Here is a 22,740-nt window from a genome sequence, read left to right as displayed (position 1 = left end):
GGATACGACTCAAGATGAATTTTTCCAAGTTCTTCATTTCGCGGCCGATCTTCGCAGCGGTGCTGTCGCTGCTGATCCTGATCGCCGGTGCGATCTCGCTGTTCCAGCTGCCCATCAGCGAATACCCGGAAGTGGTACCGCCGACCGTGGTGGTACGCGCCAACTTCCCCGGCGCCAACCCTAAAGTCATCGGCGAAACCGTGGCGGCGCCGCTGGAGCAAGCCATCACCGGCGTCGAAAACATGTTGTACATGTCTTCGCAGTCGACCGCCGACGGCAAGCTCACCCTGACCATCACCTTCGCCCTGGGCACCGACCTGGACAACGCGCAGGTGCAGGTGCAAAACCGCGTGACACGCACTCAGCCAAAACTGCCTGAGGAAGTGACGCGCATCGGTATCACCGTGGACAAGGCCTCTCCCGACCTGACCATGGTGGTGCACTTGACCTCCCCGGATCAGCGTTACGACATGCTGTATCTGTCCAACTACGCGATCCTCAACATCAAGGACGAACTGGCCCGCCTGGGCGGGGTCGGCGACGTGCAGTTGTTCGGCATGGGCGACTACTCGCTGCGCGTCTGGCTGGATCCGAACAAGACCGCTTCGCGCAACCTGACCGCCACCGATGTGGTCACGGCGATTCGTGAGCAGAACCGTCAGGTGGCCGCCGGTGCCCTGGGCGCACAGCCTGCGCCAAGTGACACCAGCTTCCAGTTGTCGGTCAATACCCAAGGGCGCCTGGTCACCGAGGAAGAGTTCGAGAACATTGTGATTCGCGCCGGTGCCAATGGTGAAATCACGCGCCTCAAGGACATTGCCCGGGTCGAGCTGGGGTCCAGCCAATACGCGCTGCGCTCGTTGATCGATAACCAGCCCGCCGTTGCGATCCCGATTTTCCAGCGTCCAGGCTCCAACGCCATCGACATCTCCAACGATGTACGCGCCAAGATGGCCGAGCTGAAAAAGAGCTTCCCGGCGGGCATGGATTACCGCATCGCCTATGACCCGACCATCTTCGTTCGCGGCTCCATCGAAGCGGTGGTGCACACCCTGTTCGAAGCACTGATCCTCGTGGTGCTGGTGGTGATTCTGTTCCTGCAGACCTGGCGCGCCTCGATCATCCCATTGGTGGCGGTGCCGGTATCGCTGATCGGTACGTTTGCGGTGATGCACCTGTTCGGGTTCTCACTCAATGCCTTGTCTTTGTTCGGTTTGGTACTGGCCATCGGCATCGTGGTCGACGACGCCATCGTGGTGGTGGAGAACGTCGAACGGAACATCGAGCTGGGCCTGGAGCCGTTCCCGGCCACTGAAAAAGCCATGCGTGAAGTCACCGGCCCGATTGTCGCCACGGCGCTGGTGCTGTGTGCGGTGTTCATTCCGGCCGCCTTTATCAGTGGCTTGACCGGGCAGTTCTACAAACAGTTCGCCTTGACCATTGCCATATCGACGGTGATCTCGGCATTCAACTCACTGACGCTGTCCCCTGCCCTGGCCGCCGTGTTGCTGCGCGCCCACGACGCACCGAAGGATCGTTTCTCCCGGTTCCTCGACAAGATCTTCGGCGGCTGGCTGTTCCGTCCCTTCAACCGCTTTTTCGAAAAGGCCAGCCATGGCTATGTCGGTACCGTACGCCGAGTGATTCGCGGCACGGGTATCGCGCTGTTCGTGTACGCCGGCCTGATGGTGCTGACGTTCTTCGGGTTTGCCCACACGCCGACCGGTTTCGTACCGGCCCAGGACAAGCAATACCTGGTGGCCTTCGCCCAACTGCCCGACGCCGCGAGCCTGGACCGCACCGAAAGCGTGATGAAGCGCATGTCGGAGATTGCCCTGAAGCAACCCGGCGTGGAAGCCGCGATTGCCTTCCCTGGCCTGTCGATCAACGGGTTCACCAACAGCCCGAACAGCGGCATCGTGTTCGTGACCTTGAAGCCCTTTGACGAGCGCAAAGACCCGAGCATGTCCGCCGGGGCGATTGCCGGCGCACTGAACGGCCAATACAGCAACATCGAAGAAGCCTACATGGCGATCTTCCCGCCGCCGCCGGTACAGGGTCTGGGCACCATCGGCGGGTTCCGCCTGCAGATCGAAGACCGTGGCAACCTCGGCTATGACGAGCTGTATAAAGAAGTGCAGAACGTCATTGCCAAGAGCCACAACGTGCCTGAGCTGTTCGGCCTGTTCACCAGCTACACAGTCAACGTGCCACAAGTCGACGCTGCCATTGACCGTGAAAAGGCCAAGACCCACGGCGTGGCGATCAGCGACATCTTCGACACCCTGCAGGTCTACCTGGGTTCGTTGTATGCCAACGACTTCAACCGCTTCGGCCGTACTTATCAGGTCAACGTGCAGGCCGAACAACAGTTCCGCCAGGACTCCGATCAGATCGGCCAGTTGAAAGTGCGCAACAACAAAGGCGAGATGATCCCGCTGGCGACCTTTATCAAGGTCAGCGACACCTCGGGCCCGGACCGCGTGATGCACTACAACGGCTTCATCACCGCTGAAATCAACGGCAACGCCGCACCGGGCTACAGTTCCGGCCAGGCCCAGGCCGCGATTGAAAAGCTGCTCAAGGACGAACTGCCCAACGGCATGACCTACGAGTGGACCGACCTGACCTATCAGCAGATCCTCTCGGGCAACACCGCGCTGTTCGTGTTCCCGCTCTGCGTACTGCTGGCGTTCCTGGTACTGGCCGCCCAATACGAAAGCTGGAGCCTGCCATTGGCAGTGATTCTGATCGTACCGATGACGCTGCTGTCAGCCATCACCGGGGTGATCATCTCCGGCGGCGACAACAACATCTTTACCCAGATCGGCCTGATCGTACTGGTGGGCCTGGCGTGCAAGAACGCGATTCTGATCGTCGAGTTCGCCAAGGATAAACAGCAGGAAGGCCTCGATCCGCTCGCCGCAGTACTGGAAGCCTGCCGCTTGCGTCTGCGGCCGATCCTGATGACCTCGTTCGCGTTCATCATGGGCGTGGTGCCTTTGGTGCTGTCGAGCGGTGCCGGTGCCGAGATGCGTCATGCCATGGGCGTGGCGGTGTTCTCCGGGATGATCGGGGTGACCTTCTTCGGTCTGTTGCTGACACCGGTGTTCTACGTACTGATCCGTCGCTATGTGGAGCGCAGCGAAGCACGCAAAGCGGCCAAGGCCTTGAAGCTGGAGACACAGCAATGAGCGTGAAAGTATTCCTGCCGAGCTTGCTGGTACTGGCGCTGAGCGCCTGTGCCGTAGGCCCGGACTACAAAACCCAGACGCCAGAGGCGGCCAATATCACGGCCGCTGCCGATGCCAAAAAATATGACCATGCCAAGTTCGAAGGCATCTGGTGGCAGCAGTTCGACGACCCGACCCTCAACCAGTTGGTCACCCAGTCGTTGCAGGGTAACCGTGATCTGCGCGTCGCCTTTGCCCGTCTGCGGGCAGCACGAGCGATCCGTGATGACGCCAGCAACGACGCCATGCCGACGATTACCAGCAGGGTCAGCAGTGATCAGGGCAAAGGCCAGATTCCGGGCCAGACCACTAGCCGGGTCAAGACCGAGCGTTACGACCTTGGCCTGGACATGGCCTGGGAACTGGACCTGTTCGGTCGCATCCAGCGCAATCTGGAAGCTACCGACGCCGACCAGCAGGCCGCCGAGGCTGACTTGTACCAGCTGCAAGTCACCATGATCGCCGAACTGGTGGACGCCTACGGTCAACTGCGTGGTGCGCAGCTGCGTGAACGCATCGCCCTGGACAACCTGAAGAACCAGCAGGAATCGCGCGCCATCACCGTCAGCCTGCGCGACGCCGGCGTGGGTGACCAGCTCGATGTGGAACGGGCCGACGCACGCCTGGCGTCGGTGGAAGCCAGCGTGCCGCAACTGCAGGCCGAACAAGTGCGCGAGCGTAACCGCATCGCCACCCTCCTCGGCCAGCGTCCCGACAAACTCAGCGTGGACCTGAGCCCGAAAGACCTGCCGGCGATTGCCAAGGCGCTGCCGATTGGCGACCCTGGGCAACTGTTGCAACGGCGCCCGGACATCCTCAGCGCCGAACGCAAACTGGCCGCCGCCACCGCACGCATCGGCGTGGCCAAGGCCGATCTGTTCCCACGGGTCAGCCTCAGTGGCTTCCTCGGCTTCACCGCCGGGCGTGGCTCGCAGATCGGCTCGTCCGCCGCCAACGCCTGGGCCCTTGGCCCGAGCATTACCTGGGCCGCCTTCGACCTGGGCAGCGTGCGCGCCCGTTTGCGCGGCGCGGATGCCGAGGCCGACGGTGCCCTGGCGAGCTACGAGCAGCAAGTGCTACTGGCCCTGGAAGAATCCGAAAACGCCTTCAGCGACTACGGCAAGCGTCAGCAACGCCTGGTCTCGCTGATCCGCCAAAGCGAATCCAGCCGCGCCGCCGCCGACCTGGCCGCGATCCGCTACCGCGAAGGCACCGTGGACTTCCTGGTCCTGCTCGATGCCCAGCGTGAGCGTTTGGCCGCCGAAGATTCCCAAGCCCAGGCGGAAGTGGACCTTTATCGCGGGATAGTCGCGATCTACAAAGCGCTGGGCGGTGGCTGGCAGCCGGATACGGTGGTCGCTAGCGCCAAGTGATGTGAAGAGCTCCTTTGGTTGGTCGCATCCAGCCAATTTTTAGCCCCGCGGGTCATCGGCTCGCGGGGCTTTTTTTTGTCGATCACATCTGCGCTACGCGTCGGGGGTTAGCTCGTTCAAAATCAAACTCCGATAATGCCCCGGATTCGACCCGCTCCACTTGCGAAACGCCTTATAAAACGAACTCGTATCGGCAAACCCCAACCGCTCGGCAATCTGGGCAAAGCTGATCTGCGGCTCGGCCAGCCACACAACCGCCAGTTCCTTGCGCACGCTGTCTTTGAGGCCCTGATAAGTCTGACCCTCTTCCGCCAAACGGCGGCGCAAGGTGGATGCCGAGATACACAGCGTGGTCGCAAGGCCTTCGGTCTCCGGCCATGTGTGCGCAGGCATTTGGCGCAGGTCATGTTTGATACGGCTGGCAAGGCTTTGCGGGTCGCGGTATTTGACCAGGATATTGGCCGGCGCCTGGCTGAGAAACCGCTGCAGCTCCTGCGCGGTTCGCTTGATTGGCTGGTCCAGGCATTCGGCGGAAAAGATCATGCGGGTGCGTGGCCGATCGAAGCGCAGGTTGTCTGAAAACATCACTTGGTAATCATCACAAAAGTCCGGCCGTGCGCAGCGCATTTCGATGGCCAGGATGGGGATGCGCCGCCCCGCGAGCCAACAGGCAACGCCGTGGACGATCATCCAATAGGTGAAATAGGTGAACGCGCGCTTGGGCTCGGGCTCCGATTCGAGCAGTACGATTTCTGCCAGGCTTTGCTGGCGCACCAACTGGGCCGGCATGCGCTCGAGCATCAGCGACAGGAAATCCAGGCCGGTTTCCAGGCCGGCCACCAGGCTGGGTTGTGCCATGGAGGCACGACACAGGAACGCCAGGCTGCCGGATTTGAGCTTGCGTGGGTCCATGCCGAAGAACTCATCGTCCCGACGTCGCGCCAGCAAACGCCACAACCGTGCATAAGCGGTGGCCGGTACGCGCGCAGACGGCTGCTCCAGCAGGGCCGGATCAATCCCGACCTTATTCAACGCTTCAGCCGTTGCCTCCCCAGGAGCGCAGCTCTGCAACAGGGCTTCGCGCACGAGGTGAATGGAGATGGTGTCTTTTTCCGACATGGGGCGTGGCTCGATCCGACTGCGGTTTATGGCCTGCATGATAAGGGCGGTTGCCCTTCGCCACCACCGTTCAGCCTAGGTTCAGCAAAGGTCAATGTTTCTTGTTTAGCAATGAGTATCATTATGTTACAACTTAGCTTCCTATCTAGTTACGCCCTGGTGCCCGATGCTTGTTCCTTTCTTAATCATGCTGCGCGAAGGCATTGAAGCGGCGTTGATCGTCGGCATCATCGCCAGCTACCTGCAACAGACCGGGCGCGGCCAGTGGATGCCTGCGGTGTGGATCGGCGTGTTTCTCGCCGCTGCCCTGGCCCTGCTAGTGGGCGGTGGCCTGGAACTGGTCAGCGCCGAGTTCCCACAAAAGCAGCAGGAATTGTTCGAAGGCATTGTCGGACTGGTCGCAGTGGGCATCCTCAGTTCCATGGTGTTCTGGATGCGCAAGGTGGCGCGGTCGATCAAGCACTCCCTGCATCAATCCCTCGACCACGCACTGGCCGGTTCCAGGCATCAGGTCACCGCGCTGATCCTCATGGTGTTTTTCGCCGTGGCCCGTGAAGGCCTGGAAACCGTATTCTTCCTGCTAGCGGTGTTCCAGCAGAGCGAAGGCGCGGGCGCACCGATTGGCGCCCTGCTCGGCCTGATTCTGGCGATCATCGTCGGCTTCCTCATTTACACCGGCAGCATGCGCCTGAACCTCGCCGCGTTTTTCCGCTGGACTGGCCTGTTTATCCTGGTGGTGGCCGCCGGCATCCTCGCCAACTCGGTGCAAGCTCTGCACGAAGCGGGCGTGTGGAATCACCTGCAAACCGTGCTGTTCGACTTCAGCGCCGCGCTGCCCATGGACAGCCCGCTGGGCTCGGTACTCGCCGGCATGTTCGGCTATCAGGAAGCGCCCACCATCAGCACCCTCGGCGCCTACCTGATCTACCTGGTGGTGGCCTTGGTGTTGTTCTTTCTGCCTGCCGCGCCATCCAGGCCGGCCGCCTCACCTTCTTCCGTTTCCAGCCAGTAAGGACCGTACCTTGTCCAACCCTACCCCTCAACCGGCTTCGCCACCCCGCGCCCTGCGCTGGGCCGTGGCGGGCTCGGTGGTCGTGATGATCGCCGCCGGTGGCCTGTTCTATTACGCCTCGCAACTGGCGGCCAGCAAGCGCCAGACCAATCACGATGAAATCGCGGTGACCATTCATGGCCACGCCTGTGAACCGAACGAACTGACGGTACCCGCCGGCCGTGCAAGCTTTCGCATCATCAACCGCTCCGACCGCGCGGTGGAATGGGAAATCCTCGACGGCGTTCTGGTCGTCGAAGAGCGCGAAAATATCGCGCCGGGCCTGAGCCAGGTGATCGACGCCAATCTGCTGCCCGGCGACTATGCGATCACCTGCGGACTGCTGAGCAACCCACGTGGCACCTTGCATGTAACGCCCACTGCGCAGTCCGACGCCCAGGCCAAGGCCAAGCCGTCGATGGTGGCGTTTATCGGCCCGCTGTCGGAGTTCCGGGTTTACCTGAGCAGCCAAGGCAGTGCACTGGTCAAGGCAGTCACCGCGCTGCAACAGGCAATCGATGCCGACGACCTCACCCAGGCCCAGGCTCTGTATGTGCCGGCTCGAGAGGCCTACCAGCGCCTGGCGCCGGCAGCGCAACGCCTGGCCGAGCTGGACAACGCGATCAATGCGCGCGCCGACTACTTCGAAAAGCGCGAGCAGGACCCGGCCTTCAGCGGCTTCCACCGCCTTGAATACAGCCTGTTCCAGCAACGCAGCCTCGACGGCCTGGCGCCGATTGCCCAGCGCTTGCTGAGCGACGTCACCATCCTCAAGCAACAATTGCTCGCCCAATCCCTGCCACCGGAGCAACTGGTGAGCATCGTGGTGCGCAACCTCAACAGCCTGGCGGATGGTCGCGCCGTTAGCGGTGAAGAGGAACGCTACAGCCACATCGACCTTAACGGTTTCGCCGCCAACCTGGAGGTTGCACACAAGGTCGTCGAGCTGATGCGGCCGCTGATGACCAAGTCCGCTGCCGACCTGCTGCCTAAAGTCGACAGCGCCCTCGCCGCCTTCGATGCCGACCTCAAGGGTTTGAAGGCCGACCAGGGCTACGCCACCTATGACAGCGTGACCGCCGATCAGCGCAAGCAGATCAGCGACAAGGCCAAGGCACTGGCCGCCGCACTCGATGGAATCGACCCCGCCCTTGGCCTTTCCGGCCTGCAGTGAGACGAACGCATACATGAGTGATTCAGCACAATTTGACCTCCAACGCCGTCGTGTCCTGCTGGGCATGGCCGCCACCGGTGCCGCGATTGCCGGCAGCACCCTGACCTGCCCGGCCATGGCGGCCGCCGCGGAACAAGTCACCACCGCGCCGCGCAGTGACAAGACCCAGGACCACCAGGCATTCTTCGGCCAACACCAAAGCGGCATCGTCACACCGCGTCCGGCCTGCGGCATGCTCGTGGCCTTCGATGTGCTGGCCAGCGACCGTGACGACCTGGAACGCCTGTTTCGCACCTTGAACGAACGCATCGCGTTCCTGATGACCGGCGGCACCGTGCCGCAAGTCGACCCGAAACTGCCGCCCACCGACTCCGGCATCCTCGGCCCGGTGGTCACACCGGATAACCTGACCATCACCGTCTCCGTGGGTGAGTCACTGTTCGATGAGCGCTTCGGCCTCGGCGCAGCCAAACCCAAGCGGTTGATCCGCATGGTCGGCTTCCCCAACGATGCGCTGGAACCGGCGCAGTGCCACGGTGACCTGAGCCTGCAATTCAGCTCCAACACCCCGGACACCAATATCCACGCCCTGCGCGACATCGTGAAGAACCTGCCCGACCTGCTGCTGGTGCGCTGGAAACAGGAAGGCAGCGTTCCGCCCCAGGCGCCGGCCAAACCCGGTGAACCGGCGCAAAGTGCGCGCAACTTCCTGGGTTTTCGCGACGGGTCGGCCAACCCCGATTCCAACGACGCCACGGCCATGGACCGGATCGTGTGGGTCCAGACCGGCAGCGACGAACCCGCCTGGGCCGCCCATGGTAGCTACCAGGCGGTGCGCATCATCCGCAACTTTGTCGAGCGTTGGGACCGTACCCCGCTGCAAGAACAGGAAAGCATCATTGGCCGCGTCAAACCCACCGGCGCGCCGATGGATGGCACCAAGGAATCCCAGGTCCCGGACTACAGCAAGGACCCGGAAGGCAAGTTGACCAAGCTCGATGCCCATATCCGCCTGGCCAACCCACGCACCCCGCAGACCCAGGCCAACCTGATCCTGCGGCGGCCGTTCAACTACTCCAACGGCGTCAACAAGAACGGTCAGCTGGACATGGGGCTGTTGTTCATCTGCTATCAGGCTGACCTGGAGAAAGGCTTTATCAGCGTGCAGACCCGGCTCAACGGCGAGCCCCTGGAGGAATACCTCAAGCCCGTCGGCGGTGGCTATTTCTTCACCTTGCCAGGGGTCACGGGGCCCGACGACTTCCTCGGGCGCACGCTGCTTGCGGCAACGCACCCCCACACCACTGCCCATACCTAAAACAAACTCAGAGCGGATACCGTCCCATGAAAAAGTCGACCCTCGCGTTGTCGTTGCTGATGACCCTTTCGCCGCTGGCCGCCTTTGCTGCCACGGCCCCCCTGGACCTGGTAGGCCCGGTGTCGGACTACAAGATCTATGTCACCGAAGAGATTGGTGAATTGGTCACCCAGACCCAGGCCTTCACCGCCGCGGTGAAAAAAGGCGACCTGGCCACCGCCAAGAAGCTCTACGCGCCGACCCGTGTGCACTATGAGTCCATCGAGCCGATCGCCGAGCTGTTCAGCGACCTCGACGCCTCCATCGATTCGCGCGTCGACGATCACGAAAAAGGCGTGAAGGCCGAAGACTTCACCGGCTTTCACCGCATCGAGTACAGCCTGTTCGCGGAAAACACCACCCAGGGCCTGGATGCCCTCGCCGACAAGCTCAACAGCGACGTGCTGGATTTGAAAACCCGGGTGGACGGCCTGACCTTCCCACCGGAAAAAGTCGTGGGCGGTGCCGCAGCGCTGCTTGAAGAAGTTGCCGCGACCAAGATTTCCGGCGAAGAGGACCGCTACAGCCACACCGACTTGTATGACTTCCAGGGCAACATCGACGGCGCGAAGAAAATCGTCGATCTGTTCCGTGGGCAGATCGGTCAGCAAGACAAAGGGTTCCTGGCCAAGGTCGACAAGAACTTTGCCACCGTGAACAAGATCCTGGCCAAGTACAAGACCGCGGACGGAGGCTTTGAGACCTACGACAAGGTCAAGGATAACGACCGCAAGGCCCTGGTGGGCCCGGTCAATACCCTGGCTGAAGACCTGTCGATGCTGCGCGGCAAGCTGGGCCTGAACTAGGCCCGAACACCCAGGCCCTAATGCCAGTCAGTTAATGCCTTTTGTAGGAGCGAGCTTGCTCGCGAAGAACTCAGGCCCCCGCGCTTATCCAGAATGAACGCGTTGCCTGGGTGTTTTTCGCGAGCAAGCTCGCTCCTACAATGAATCCCTTTCGGCGCTTGGGTGTTTTTTTGGCCAGGTGGTTTTACAAAATCCGGTACAGCAACCGTTCGATGCGGACCCGGCTGACCCTGCGCAGGAATTTGCCCACCGCCGCCGGGTAATCCGCCAGGGTCTGCAAGTGCTGATAGCCGGCGATGCGCGTGGTGTGCTGGAAAATATGCGCAAGCTCTTGCGCACGCGGCGCCAACCATTCGCCCTTGGGGTCATCGATCAGCAAGGCGTTTTCCAGGTCGAGGCGGAACGCCCTGGGGTTGAGGTTGTTGCCGGTCAGCAAGGTGTAGCGCTCGTCGACCCACATGCCTTTAAGGTGATAGCTGTTGTCGCCGTCATGCCACAGGTGCAGGTTCAACTGGCCACTGTCGATCATCGGCTGATGGCGCTTGGCAAACCGGCGCAGGCTGATTTCGTACAGATACGGCAACGCGGCGATCACCTTGAAGGGTTCGCTGGGCGGAATGTAGAAATCGTTGGCGGTCTTGTCGCCGACGATGATGTCGATCTTCACCCCCCGTGCCAGAGCCCGGTTGATCTCCCGAGTCACCGGCAGCGGCAGGTTGAAGTACGGCGTACAGATGGTCAGTTGCTGCTGGGCGCTGGCGATCAGTTCCAGAATGACCCGGCTGAGCGGGTTGTTCTTGCCCACACCGAGCAGCGGGCTGACCTGCAAGTGCCCATTGGGCAATTGCCCGGCGCTGGTGTCATACGCCGCATGCTTGAGGCGGCTGCGCAGGTCGCCGATGTCGTTGCGCAGGCTGCGGGTGGTGGGCGGGTTGGGCAGGTCAAGGCGATGTACTGCCTTGGACGCTATCAGGCCATGCTCCACCAGGTGCTGCATGGAGTCGGCCAGCGCCTGGCTGTGGATCAGGTGATAACGGTCGAAGCGGTATTTGTCGAATTTGTGCAGGTATACGTTGTTCAGGCTGGCGCCGCTGTACACCACCGTGTCGTCGATCACAAAACCCTTGAGGTGCAACACGCCGAACAGCTCGCGGGTTTGCACCGGTACGCCATACACCGGCACTTCACTGGCGTGGCTCTGGGTCATGGCCTGGTACCAGGCGCTGTTGCCCGGCTGTTTGCCGGCACCGATCAACCCACGCTGGGCGCGCAACCAGTCGACCATCACCACGATCTCCAACGCCGGCCGCGCGGCCTTGGCGGCGTGCAGCGCGTCGTAAATCTCCTGCCCCGCTTCGTCCTGCTGCAAATACAACGCAACGATGTAGATGCGCCGCGTGGCCTGAGAAATTTTCTCCAGCAGGCAGCGGCGATAGGCATCGGCGCTGGGCAATACCTCGATGGCATCGGCAGACAGTGGGAAACCGCGCAATTTGGGCAACAGGGAGCGTTTGAAGAACGACGGCATAAGGCTCGCAATGGGTCGAATCCGAAGAGGCCCAGAGCTTACACCATGGGGGCACTCAGGTCTCGTCACCGTGTATGGAAAATTCCCTATTGACCAAGAAGAATGATCGTTCTACTGTGCTGACCATGAACGATATGACAAATAACGAAACCCGTGACATTATCCTCGACGTGACCGAGAAGCTGATTTATCGGCACGGTATCGCTGCCACCGGCATGGACTTGCTGGTGAAAACCGCAGGTGTCTCGCGCAAAAGCATCTATCGGTATTTCACCAACAAGGATGAGCTGGTGATCGCCGCCCTGCAGCGCCGCGACGAACGCTGGATGCGCTGGCTGCGTACGGAAGTGGAGCGCAGTGAAGGCAGTGGCGAGCGCCTGCTGGCGCTGTTCAGCGCCCTGAAAAGCTGGTTCGGCTCGGCGGATTTTCGTGGCTGCGCCTTTATCAATACCAGCGGCGAAACCGGCGATGCGCACTCCCCGGTACGCCTGCTAGCCAAGGCGCACAAACAGAAACTGTTCGAGTACGCACTCGAACTGTGTCACGCACATGGCACCCCCGACCCGCAGCGGCAGGCCGCGCAACTGCTGATCCTGATTGATGGCGCCATTACCGTTGCCTTGGTGATGGGCGATTCAACGGCCGCCGATAATGCGCAAACGATGGCGCGAACGCTATTGGGGATTTGAACTACTTTCGATCCACTTACATGGTTTTCAAGGAGCTGCTCAATGTCTTCTAACGCAGAACTACGCCCGCCACTGCCGCCCTTTACTCGTGAGTCGGCCATTGAAAAAGTGCGTCTGGCCGAAGACGGCTGGAATTCCCGCGACCCACATCGGGTTTCACTGGCCTATACGCTGGACACGCAATGGCGCAATCGCGCCGAGTTTGCCCATAACCGCGAAGAAGCCAAGGGCTTCCTCACACGTAAATGGGCCAAAGAACTGGACTATCGGCTGATCAAGGAATTGTGGGCCTTCACCGGCAACCGCATTGCCGTGCGCTATGCCTACGAATGGCACGATGACTCCGGCAACTGGTTTCGTTCGTACGGTAATGAAAACTGGGAATTCGATGAGAACGGTTTGATGGCCAACCGTTTTGCATGCATCAACGACCTGCCGATCAAGGACAGTGAACGCAAGTTCCACTGGCCGCTGGGGCGGCGCCCGGATGATCATCCGGGGTTGTCCGAGCTAGGGCTTTAGTCGCAAGCCGCAAGCCTGAAGCTTCAGGCTTGCGGCTGACCGCTCAGTCCTGATTCAACCCGACTCGATACAGCACCCCATCATCCTCATCCGTCAGCACATACAGATAGCCATCAGGCCCCTGCCGCACATCACGAATTCGCGCTTTCAAGTCACCCAGCAAGCGCTCTTCATGGACGACTTTGTCGCCATCGAACTGCAACCGAATCAGCTCCTTGCTGGCCAGCGCGCCGATAAACAGGTTGTGCTGCCAGGCCTTGAAACGGTCGGCGTCGTAGAACGCCATGCCGCTGATCGCCGGTGACTTTTCCCACACATGGTGCGGCGCCACTGTGCCTTCGGCGGTCTTGCCCTTGGCCTCGGGAATCGGCGTGAGGGAATAGTTGATGCCATGGGTCGCCAGTGGCCAGCCGTAGTTCTTGCCGCGTTCGATGATGTTGATTTCATCACCGCCACGTGGCCCATGCTCGTTTTCCCAGATCGTGCCGCTCCACGGGTTCAGCGCCAGCCCCTGCGGGTTACGTTGGCCGTAGGACCAGATTTCGGGGCGTACCCCTGGCTGGCCGACAAAGGGGTTGTCGTCGGGCACGCGGCCATCCGGATAAATACGCACGACTTTACCCTGCAGTTTGTCCAGGTCCTGAGCGGTGGGCCGCACATTGTTTTCGCCCAGGGTCACGAACAGGTAGCCGTCACGGTCAAACGCCAGGCGCGAGCCGAAGTGATTGCCGGTGGACAGCTTGGGTTCCTGGCGCAGGATGACCTTGAAGTCCTTCAGGCCGCTCAAGTCATCAGCCAAGCGCCCTCGCCCAACGGCGGTTCCGGCCTTGCCGTCCTCGCCGCCGCCTTCGGCGTACGACAGGTACACCATGCGGTCCTGCTTGAAGTCGGGTGACAGCACCACGTCAAGCAAACCGCCCTGCCCCTTGGCCCACACCTGCGGCACGCCCGTCAAAGGCGCGGAGAGCTTGCCTTCAGGGCTGACAAAGCGCAGCTGGCCGGGCAATTCGGTCACCAGAAAGCCTTGCCTGTCCGGCAGGAACGCTACCGCCCAGGGGTGATTCAAGCCCTTGGCAATCGGCGTGGCCGTGATGCTGCCTTGCTCACTGGGAAACTGTCGGGCATCGGCGGCGTGAACCGCCGCCAATGGCAGCAGCGTGGTTGCACAAATAGCGGCTAGCAGGGTTTTGCGTAGAAACATAAGACGGATCCTTACCGGCGATTGCCGTTGGCATCATAGGTGGGAGCTTTGGTTTCGGTGTTCGGGCGGCTGGGCGCGGCGTCGCGCTTGGGATAGCTGTTGCCGATGCCGCGGTTTTCCACGGTAGGCCGGGGGTTGGTCGGCGCGGTCTGAATACCGCGAACGGCCGGCGCATTCGGCTGGGTGCCCTGCATGCTGTTGGGGTTGGCTCGGTGAATAGGGCTGTTATTGGTGTCGTAACGCCCCGGCAGGTTTTGCGCCTGGGCCAGGGGAACCAGGGTCAGGCCCAATGCCAGCGCTGCAAGATGACGCACATAACGGTTCATGACGATGCCTCTCGTTGCGAGTACACGTGCTTTCGATAACACGCTACCCCAGGGGTTCGTATGGCGACATTAAATACTTTCTCACCAGGTGTAACACGATCTGTCCGAGCATCCGTTCGCCGAAACTTTTGCCCAGGCCCGCGAGTCACCAGAACACAGGCTAATTTTTGCAGGAGAGGTACTTATGCCCCGGGCAATCTGGAAAGGCGCCATCAGTTTCGGCTTGGTTCACATCCCGGTGTCGCTGGTGTCGGCGACGTCTTCCCAAGGCGTTGATTTTGACTGGCTGGACAAACGCAGCATGGACCCGGTGGGCTACAAGCGCATCAACAAGACCACGGGCAAGGAAATCACCAAGGAAAATATCGTCAAGGGCGTCGCCTTTGAAAAAGGCCGCTACGTGGTGCTCAGCGAGGACGAAATCCGTTCAGCTCACCCCAAATCGACCCAGACTGTCGAAATCATCGCCTTCGTCGATAGCGACCAGATCCCCCTGCAAAACATCGACACGCCCTACTTCCTGGCGCCCGATAAACGCGGCGGCAAAGTCTATGCGCTACTGCGCGAGGCCCTGAAAAAAACCGGCAAGGTCGCCCTGGCCAATGTGGTGCTGCACACCAAGCAGCACCTCGCCGCACTGATGCCGCTGGAGTCGGCGCTGGTGCTGGTCATGCTGCGCTGGCCCGCCGAGGTGCGCAGCCTGGATGAACTGGAGCTGGGTGCGGATGTGGTCAAACCCACCCTCGCCAAGGGTGAGCTGGACATGGCCAAGCGTCTGGTGGAAGACATGAGCGCCGACTGGCAACCCGAGGAATACCGCGACACCTTCCAGGAAAAGATCATGGCGCTGGTGGAGAAAAAGGCCAAGGAAGGCAAGATCGAAGACGTGGAATCGGTCGAAGGCAGCGAAGAGCGCAAGTCCGCCGATGTGATCGACCTGACGGAACTGCTCAAGCGCAGCCTGGCGGGCAAACCGGCGGCCAAGAAACCCGCCGCGAAAAAATCCAACAAAAAGGCTTCTTGAGTCTGCCATTGGCTGGAGAACGACATGGCAAAGCCCCTGAGCGAGTACAACCGCAAACGCGACTTCGGCATCACCGCCGAGCCCGCCGGCGACTCACCGGCGTCCAAACGCAAAGCCTCGGCCTTGAGCTTTGTGATCCAGAAACACGATGCGCGCAACCTGCACTACGACTTCCGCCTGGAACTGGACGGTGTGCTGTTGAGCTGGGCAGTGCCCAAGGGCCCGAGCCTGGACCCGAGCCAGAAGCGCCTGGCGGTTCACGTTGAAGACCATCCCCTGAGTTACGGTGGCTTCGAGGGCAGTATCCCCGCCGGCCAATACGGCGCGGGGGATGTCATCGTGTGGGACCGTGGCATCTGGCAACCCCATGATGACCCGCATAAGGCCTATGCAGCCGGCAAGCTCAAGTTCAGCCTGGTCGGTGAAAAACTCTCCGGCGACTGGACCCTGGTGCGCACCCGGCTCAGGGGCAGCGGCGACAAGGAGCAATGGCTGTTGATCAAGGAAAAGGACCAGCAGGCGCGGCCCAGCGCTGAATACGATATTGTCCAGGCCGAACCCGCCAGCGTGCTCAGCGACGCCGTGGTCGGCAAACCCAAGGCCAAGGCTAAAACGCCAGCGAAAACCAAAGCGAAACCCAAGGTGGCCCCGCGCAAGCAGGCAACCGCCGTGCCCGAGCAGTTTGCCCCGCAACTGGCGACCCTGGTCGACCGGGCACCCGAAGGTGACTGGCACTACGAGATCAAGTTTGACGGCTATCGCATTCTGGCGCGCATTCGCGACGGTGAGGTGCGTCTGTTCACTCGCAACGGCCATGACTGGACCGAGCGCCTGCCGCGCCAGGCCAAAGCCTTGGAAGCGCTCAAGCTCAAGGACAGCTGGCTGGACGGCGAAGTGGTCAGCCTCAACGGCGATGGGTTGCCGGATTTCCAGGCATTGCAGAATGCCTTCGACATCGGGCGCAGCCTAGACATCGTGTACTACCTGTTCGACGCGCCCTTCCTGAATGGCCGCGATCAGCGCGAAGACCCGGTCGAAGATCGTCGCGCCGCGCTTAAATCCGCGCTGTCCGCCAGCAAGAGCAAGCTGCTGCGTTTCTCCGAAGCGTTTGCAGCCAACCACCACGATATCTTCGAAAGCGCCTGCGACCTGGCCCTGGAAGGCGTGATCGGCAAGCGCGCCGGCAGCCCCTACGTGACCCGTCGCAGCGCCGATTGGATCAAGCTCAAATGCCGCTTGCGCCAGGAGTTCGTGATTGTCGGCTATACCCACCCCCAAGGTTCGCGTAGCGGGTTTGGCGCGCTGCTACTGGCGGTCAACGATGATGCCGGGCTGGTATATGCCGGGCGCGTGGGAACCGGCTTCGACCAGGCCTCGCTCAAAGCTATCTATGCCAAGCTCACTGTGCTCGAGCGCAAAGACTCGCCCCTGCAAAAACCGTTGACCAGCGCCCAGGCCCGTGGCGTGCACTGGGTCGAGCCGAGCCTGGTGGGTGAAGTGCAATTTGCCGAGTGGACCCGCGAAGGCGTGGTGCGCCAGGCTGCATTTGTGGGCATGCGCACCGACAAGCCGGCGGCACAGATCATTCATGAACAGCCGCGCACAGCCAAATCGGTCAAGGCGCCAACGGCGAAAAAAACCGAGAAGGACGTTAAAACCGTGAAGGACCTGAAAATTACCCACCCCGATCGTGTTATCGACAAGCAGAGCGGCACGCAAAAGCAGCAATTGGCGCAGTTCTACGCCGACATCAGCGACTGGATCCTGCCCTTTCTGCGCAACCGGCCCGTCTCGCTGCTCAGGGCGCCGGAAGGCGTCGAAGGCGAACAGTTCTTCCAGAAGCACGTCGAGCGCATGACGATTCCCCACATCAAGCAATTGGACCAGGCGCTGGACCCCAGTCATGCCCGCCTGATGGAAATCGATACCGTGGACGCCCTGGTCGGCGCCGTGCAAATGGGCACGGTCGAGTTGCACACCTGGGGCGCCACCACCGACAAGATCGAAACCCCCGATCTGTTCGTGCTCGACCTCGACCCGGACCCGGCCCTACCGTGGAAATCCATGCTGGAAGCCGCGCAACTGACCCTGTCGGTGCTGGACGAGTTGGGCTTGCAAGCCTTCGTCAAAACCAGCGGTGGCAAAGGCCTGCACCTGGTCGTACCGCTGGCGCGGCGAGATAACTGGGACAGCGTGAAAGCCTTCGCCAAGGCCATCGCCGAATTCATGACCCGCCAGCTGCCCGAGCGCTTTACCGCCACCAGCGGCCCGAAAAACCGCGTGGGTAAAATCTTCATCGACTACCTGCGCAACAGCCGGGGTGCCAGTACGGTTGCCGCCTACTCCGTACGCGCGCGACCAGGCCTGCCGGTTTCGGTACCGGTCAGTCGGGACGAATTGAGCGGCTTGCGCGGCGCCCAGCAATGGACCGTGGCCAACCTGCACGAACGTTTGCAGGATCTAAAGGACGACCCCTGGGCCGGTTACGCCAATCGGCAAAAGATCAGCAAGCGGATGTGGGACAAGCTGGGCGCGAAGCCACCGAAGTGATTCGCGCCCTGGGCGGGGTTCAGATGAGGATGAAAATCAACGCCAAGCCAGCGAAGATCGCCCACTTTTCCAGGTAATAGCGCGTGCGATTGCGTTTTTTGAGCTCCTTGCCGCGCAGCCTGATCTTGTACAAGCGGGTAAAGGCGCGGTTGAGGCCGCCGGTCTTGTCGCCCTCATCATTGGGCGAGCCTGCGGCGGCCATTACATTGCGGCTGAACCAGCGGTTGAAGGCGGCTGCCCAGCGGTATTTCATCGGCCGCTCGATGTCGCAGAACAGAATGATGCGGTTGTGGGGCGTGGTGTTTTCCGCGTAATGAATGTAGGTCTCGTCGAACATCACCGGTTCGCCGTCGCGCCAGTAGTAGCTCTCGCCGTCCACATTGATATAGCAACCCGGATCGTTAGGGGTATCCAGCCCCAAATGATAACGGTAGGAGCCCGCGTACGGGTCACGGTGACGCACCAGTTTGGAACCCGGTGGCAGCTCGGCAAACATTGCGGCCTTGATCGAGCCGATGCTTTGCACCAGCTCGGTGGTGCGTGGGCACAGCTTCATCGCCGAGGGGTGACTGTCGCCGTACCACTTCAGATAGAAGCGTTTCCAGCCGGATTTGAAAAACGAGTTGAAACCCACGTCGTTGTACTGCTCCGAACGCTTGATCTCCCCGGCGCGCATCAGGTTCTGGCCTTCCTGGCGAATCTCTTGCCAGTGCTCCTGCAACGGACTCAGGTCCGGAAAGTCGCTGGGTGACAGGAAAGGACGGCTCGGTTGTTTGGAGAACAGGTAAAGGAAGCAGTTGATCGGCGCAAGGAACGTCGAGTGATCGCTAAGCTGGCGGCCCAGCTTGTGTCGCACCCGGCCACGCAAATGTACATACGCGATGGAGGCAACGTAGAGAGCAACAATGATGAGTTTCAAGGGATTCGTCACACGTCAGGGAGAGAACAGGCTGCTCCTGCGTGCCCACAACGGCCGAGGATGGATAAGCAGCACCTGAAATCACAATTCACATACAGACCACACGAGCGGCTGGAAGCCAGTGATGTGTGACCATTGGCCGTTATTTAGCCATACTTTGTAACCAAAGGTTAACTAAGAATTGTGAAAAGCTGTCTACTGAGTGTGTTGGAGGGGATGAGCAGGCGGGCCCCAAGACCCGCCTGCCAGAGGGCATTGCCAGGGCTTAGAGCTGATCGTCCTTGCGCTCACGCCGGGAAAAACTGCCGTCTTCCAAGGCTGAATAAGGTACGGCACGACGCTGGGTAAGCACCAAATGGCGGATCAGCGCGATCATCAGTCCGAGCAGCAATCCACCCACCAGGCTCAACGCAATGACCAGGGATTTTTTTGGTTTAATCGGCGACAAAGGCTCTTGGGCGCGGCGGTCAATCGTCACCAGTTTCAGGTTGCTCATGTCGATATTCAAACCGCGCAACCGGGCGACTTCGGCGCGAAGCGGCTCAACGTCCTGCAGGAAGATGTCTTCATTACCGCGCTTGCGCAGTACTTCAACTTCGCGGTTGGCGTCCAACAGCTGGAGTTCCTTGCCAATTTCGGCAATACGCGGGTTGGTGAAGTCATCGCTGGTGCGCTTTTGCAGCGCAGCGCGCTCGGCCTCCAGCGCCTCGGTACCCAGGAAGTACAGCGGAATCTTCTGATTGTTGACCTCGGTGCGCATTACCTGGCTGGAGCCGGTTCGCGCGGAGTCAGCCATGGAGGATGGCGTGGTCGGCGTCTTGATCCCCATGGACTGAGCGATGCTGATGGCTTCGGCCAATTCTGCCAGGCGGTTGGTGCGCTCCATTTTCATCTGCAACCGCAGGGCGCTGAGCTCATCCTGCAATTGGGCGCGCTTGAGCCGGTCCGCCTCAAGCAGTTTGGCGATCTTCGATTCCTTGTCGGTGTCGTAGTTGGCGCGGGCGGCGTCGATCTTGCCCTTGAGTTCGGCCAGGCGGTTATTCACGATCACCTTGAGGTCGGCGCCGACCTGCTGACGCTCTGCGGCAATGGCGTAGTCGACAAACCCGTTGAGAATCTTCACCCCGTCAACATCGGTCGGGTACTGCAATTCCAGGCGAATATAGTTGCTCAAGGAGTCGGACTTCTTCGGGTCCGGCAGGATCAGATTCACCGAGTTGCGGTTAAAGGCTTCAAAGCTCTGCTCCAGAGTTTGCCCAGGCTTCTGAAACGCCTTGAACAATTCCTCGTGATCCTTGAAGAAGCCCAGGCGCGCCTCGTAGGAGTCCAACTGCGCACCCACTTTAAGCAACGCATCGGCGGGCGGCAATTTATACACTTCGGAACGGTTCAACGCGTCCAGTTCGTTGATCGCCGCAGGCCGCAGCACGCTGCTGACCTCGTAGGTCTTGGGTGCCAGAAAGGCATAGCCCGCGCCCAGAACTCCGGCCAGAACCGTACAACCCACGATCAGCTTTTTTTGCCGCCAGATGGCATTAAACAATTCAAACAGATCAATTTCATCAGACGCGGCAGCAGGCGCAGGCGGGGAAGTTCGATTCAAAATAGAAACACCTTAAATTAATATTAAAAGGCCATCACTTAGAAGAAGCCAAACGGCTTCAAAACCAGGGACAACGCCCTGAGCACGGCTGAACAATGGCAATCTGACCACTCAGTCTGACGAAAAATCCCACCAATTAAAGGATTATTTCTGATTTATGTCGACGCGTAGTCTCAAAGACATCTTGTTGTGGGACTAATCACGCTTCAAGCGTAGTCAATACAACATGAAAAAGCTGTCAAATAGCTGTCTTTTAAAGAAAAAAATCCCTCCCTCGTAAGCACCGTTACAGTGCAGGTACAATCGCCCGCCTCGTCCCTCAGCAAAAGGAAATTGCATGCCCTCGCCTTCAGTCACCGATTACCAAGCCCTGCAAGGCGCCTGGGAACAAACCGCCCTCGAGGACAGTGGCGTCTTCAACCCGGCCGATGCACATAGCGCGCCAGGTGCGATTACCACGATCAGCGGGGATACGTTTGAAGTGGTCACAGTCGAGGGTGAGCTTTTGCTGGCTGGGCGTTTTGTCTTGGATGCCACCACCACGCCCAAGAGCATTATCTGGGTAGACGCCATCGGCGAAGACGCCGGCAAGTCGTTACCGGCCAGCTACCGGCTCGAAGGCGATCATTTTGTATTTATCGCGGCCGATGAAGGCATGCCTCGGCCAACCGTATTCAGCACAGGCCCGGGGCAAACCATGCGCACCTTCGTGCGTCGGGCATGAATGCTTCCCTTATCCGCTTTGATCACCGCATTTTCACAAGGCCTTCACGTTGCGACCTATAGGGTGAGCCTACCTACTCCAGTGAATTCCCTTGGCCCGCGATGACTCGCGGGCTTTTTTTGCGTGCAAAACCCGGCAGCAAACCTTAAGCAACCGCGAACTTATCGCGAGAAGCGCCGGTCACTAACCCAACGCGTGTTCAGCCCCTGGACTGCGCTTTCGAAGGTTGCCACGTGGCCCATCACTCAAACCTGCGCACTGCACTGTCCCTGGACGGCCTGAATTTCTTTCTTGCGGATGTGCGCGACGGGCTGGGCCCGTACCTGGCGATCTATTTGCTGGCGGTCCACCAATGGGACCCGGCCAGTATTGGCGTGGTCATGACCCTGGCGGGCATTTGCGGGCTGGTCACCCAAGGGCCGGCGGGGGCGCTTATCGACCGTACCCGCAGCAAACGCACGGTGATCGCGCTTGCGGCGCTGCTGGTCACGCTCAGTTGCCTGATGCTGCCCTTCGTCAGTTCGTTTGGCTGGGTGGCGCTGACCCAGGCCGCCAGCGCCATCGCCGCGTCGGTGTTTGCCCCGGCAATTTCCGCGATTTCCCTGGGAATCACCGGGCCGCGCGCATTTACCCGACGTACCGGGCGCAACGAAACCTTCAATCATGCCGGCAACGCCGTGGCGGCACTGCTGGCCGGAGGCCTGGCGTATCTGTTCGGGCCGGTGGTGGTGTTTTACCTGATGGCATTCATGGCTGTGGCCAGTGTCATCGCAGTCGGTTGCGTACCCGCCAAGGCGATCGACCATGAGGTGGCCCGCGGCTTCGACCCGGCGCATCAGACTGACCATGAACAGCCCTCGGGCCTGACGGTGTTGCTGGCCAACCGCCCGTTGCTGCTGTTCGCCATTTGCTGCGCGCTGTTTCACCTGGCCAATGCGGCGATGCTGCCGCTGGTCAGCCAGAAGCTGTCGCAGATCAACCTGCAGATGGCCACACCGTTGACGTCGGCCTGCATCGTCGCCGCGCAACTGGTAATGGTGCCGACGGCGATGCTCGTGGGGGCCAAGGCTGACGTGTGGGGGCGCAAGCCGCTGCTAGTGGCCGGCTTCATGATTCTGCCGCTGCGCGGCGTGCTCTATACCTTGTCCAGCGACCCGTACTGGCTGGTTGCCGTGCAGATGCTCGATGGCATTGGCGCAGGCATTTTTGGCGCGCTGTTCCCCGTGATCGTCAAGGACCTGACCCAAGGCAGCGGTCGCTTTAATGTCAGCCTCGGCGTGCTGTCCACCGTATTTGGCCTGGGCGCGGCACTGAGCAGCAGCCTGGCCGGTTTCGTGGTGCAACTGGCCGGCTACAACGCCGCCTTCCTGACCCTCGCCGGGGTCGCAGCCATGGCGTTGCTGCTGGTTTTGCTGGCCATGCCGGAGACATTGGCAAAACCATCCTTCGCTCGCCATACAACTGTCGCCTGACATATGCGACAATGCGCGCCAAATTCCAACACACATCCCAATTTTGTGCTCAGCGACCGGGTTTCGCGC

At 60.7% G+C, this 22,740-nt stretch carries 18 protein-coding genes; 12 read left to right on the top strand and 6 right to left on the bottom strand.

Annotation, left to right across the window (positions count from 1 at the left end; translation table 11 throughout):
• Window positions 1-14 precede the first annotated feature (14 nt).
• Entirely contained in the window at window positions 15-3,194 is a 3,180-nt protein-coding gene (locus C4J94_RS12870) for an efflux RND transporter permease subunit (protein ID WP_124386513.1), read from the top strand.
• Window positions 3,191-4,606: an efflux transporter outer membrane subunit gene (locus C4J94_RS12865; protein WP_124386512.1), complete on the top strand. Its 1,416-nt coding sequence runs from the start codon at window positions 3,191-3,193 to the stop codon at window positions 4,604-4,606. The genes C4J94_RS12870 and C4J94_RS12865 overlap by 4 nt, the downstream gene beginning before the upstream one ends.
• Before the next feature lie 93 nt (window positions 4,607-4,699).
• On the opposite strand, the gene C4J94_RS12860 is transcribed toward C4J94_RS12865, so the two are convergent.
• A complete protein-coding gene (locus C4J94_RS12860) occupies window positions 4,700-5,725 on the bottom strand; it encodes an AraC family transcriptional regulator (RefSeq protein ID WP_124386511.1) in 1,026 nt (341 codons plus the stop codon).
• 166 nt (window positions 5,726-5,891) lie between these two features.
• Between C4J94_RS12860 and efeU the strand changes: the two genes are divergently transcribed.
• The 4 genes from efeU to efeO (C4J94_RS12840) are packed head-to-tail and all read left to right on the top strand — an operon-like array spanning window position 5,892 to window position 10,113.
• Window positions 5,892-6,737: an iron uptake transporter permease EfeU gene (efeU, locus tag C4J94_RS12855; RefSeq protein WP_124386510.1), complete on the top strand. Its 846-nt coding sequence runs from the start codon at window positions 5,892-5,894 to the stop codon at window positions 6,735-6,737.
• A 10-nt stretch (window positions 6,738-6,747) separates the two neighbouring features.
• Entirely contained in the window at window positions 6,748-7,950 is a 1,203-nt protein-coding gene (gene efeO / locus C4J94_RS12850; protein ID WP_124386509.1) for an iron uptake system protein EfeO, read from the top strand.
• A 13-nt stretch (window positions 7,951-7,963) separates the two neighbouring features.
• Window positions 7,964-9,268 carry an iron uptake transporter deferrochelatase/peroxidase subunit gene (gene efeB / locus C4J94_RS12845; protein ID WP_124386508.1) on the top strand — a complete coding sequence of 435 codons (1,305 nt, stop codon included), beginning with the start codon at window positions 7,964-7,966 and terminating at the stop codon, window positions 9,266-9,268.
• 26 nt (window positions 9,269-9,294) lie between these two features.
• The gene (gene efeO, locus C4J94_RS12840) at window positions 9,295-10,113 is read left to right on the top strand and encodes an iron uptake system protein EfeO (RefSeq protein WP_124386507.1); all 819 of its coding nucleotides are present in this window, start codon (window positions 9,295-9,297) and stop codon (window positions 10,111-10,113) included.
• Window positions 10,114-10,297: 184 nt separating this feature from the next.
• On the opposite strand, the gene pssA is transcribed toward efeO (C4J94_RS12840), so the two are convergent.
• Window positions 10,298-11,641 (bottom strand): CDP-diacylglycerol--serine O-phosphatidyltransferase, encoded by a 1,344-nt coding sequence (pssA, locus tag C4J94_RS12835; RefSeq protein ID WP_124386506.1) that lies wholly within the window; start codon window positions 11,639-11,641, stop codon window positions 10,298-10,300.
• Between the two features lie 125 nt (window positions 11,642-11,766).
• Between pssA and C4J94_RS12830 the strand changes: the two genes are divergently transcribed.
• Entirely contained in the window at window positions 11,767-12,330 is a 564-nt protein-coding gene (locus tag C4J94_RS12830; protein ID WP_124386505.1) for a TetR/AcrR family transcriptional regulator, read from the top strand.
• Window positions 12,331-12,372: 42 nt separating this feature from the next.
• Window positions 12,373-12,852: a nuclear transport factor 2 family protein gene (locus C4J94_RS12825; RefSeq protein ID WP_124386504.1), complete on the top strand. Its 480-nt coding sequence runs from the start codon at window positions 12,373-12,375 to the stop codon at window positions 12,850-12,852.
• Window positions 12,853-12,895: 43 nt separating this feature from the next.
• Here the strand turns inward: C4J94_RS12825 and C4J94_RS12820 are convergent, their stop codons facing one another.
• Together C4J94_RS12820 and C4J94_RS12815 are read right to left on the bottom strand one after the other, a co-directional pair.
• Window positions 12,896-14,053 (bottom strand): PQQ-dependent sugar dehydrogenase, encoded by a 1,158-nt coding sequence (locus tag C4J94_RS12820; RefSeq protein ID WP_124386503.1) that lies wholly within the window; start codon window positions 14,051-14,053, stop codon window positions 12,896-12,898.
• Between the two features lie 11 nt (window positions 14,054-14,064).
• Window positions 14,065-14,379 carry a hypothetical protein gene (locus tag C4J94_RS12815; protein ID WP_124386502.1) on the bottom strand — a complete coding sequence of 105 codons (315 nt, stop codon included), beginning with the start codon at window positions 14,377-14,379 and terminating at the stop codon, window positions 14,065-14,067.
• A gap of 184 nt (window positions 14,380-14,563) precedes the next feature.
• Between C4J94_RS12815 and C4J94_RS12810 the strand changes: the two genes are divergently transcribed.
• A complete protein-coding gene (locus C4J94_RS12810) occupies window positions 14,564-15,403 on the top strand; it encodes a Ku protein (protein ID WP_124386501.1) in 840 nt (279 codons plus the stop codon).
• Window positions 15,404-15,427: 24 nt separating this feature from the next.
• Window positions 15,428-17,953, top strand: coding sequence for a DNA ligase D (gene ligD / locus C4J94_RS12805; RefSeq protein WP_124386500.1), 2,526 nt, complete (start codon window positions 15,428-15,430; stop codon window positions 17,951-17,953).
• Window positions 17,954-17,972: 19 nt separating this feature from the next.
• Here ligD and lpxO read toward each other — a convergent pair whose 3' ends face one another.
• Window positions 17,973-18,872 (bottom strand): lipid A hydroxylase LpxO, encoded by a 900-nt coding sequence (gene lpxO / locus C4J94_RS12800; RefSeq protein WP_124386499.1) that lies wholly within the window; start codon window positions 18,870-18,872, stop codon window positions 17,973-17,975.
• A gap of 265 nt (window positions 18,873-19,137) precedes the next feature.
• Window positions 19,138-20,475 carry a Wzz/FepE/Etk N-terminal domain-containing protein gene (locus C4J94_RS12795; protein WP_124386498.1) on the bottom strand — a complete coding sequence of 446 codons (1,338 nt, stop codon included), beginning with the start codon at window positions 20,473-20,475 and terminating at the stop codon, window positions 19,138-19,140.
• Window positions 20,476-20,812: 337 nt separating this feature from the next.
• Between C4J94_RS12795 and C4J94_RS12790 the strand changes: the two genes are divergently transcribed.
• Together C4J94_RS12790 and C4J94_RS12785 are read left to right on the top strand one after the other, a co-directional pair.
• Entirely contained in the window at window positions 20,813-21,199 is a 387-nt protein-coding gene (locus C4J94_RS12790; protein ID WP_124386497.1) for a TIGR03067 domain-containing protein, read from the top strand.
• Between the two features lie 233 nt (window positions 21,200-21,432).
• Window positions 21,433-22,671, top strand: coding sequence for an MFS transporter (locus tag C4J94_RS12785; protein ID WP_124386496.1), 1,239 nt, complete (start codon window positions 21,433-21,435; stop codon window positions 22,669-22,671).
• The last annotated feature ends 69 nt before the right edge of the window (window positions 22,672-22,740 follow it).

The organism is Pseudomonas sp. R5-89-07, assembly GCF_003851685.1.
Classification (GTDB): domain Bacteria; phylum Pseudomonadota; class Gammaproteobacteria; order Pseudomonadales; family Pseudomonadaceae; genus Aquipseudomonas.
This window is presented reverse-complemented; position numbering and strand designations above follow the sequence as displayed.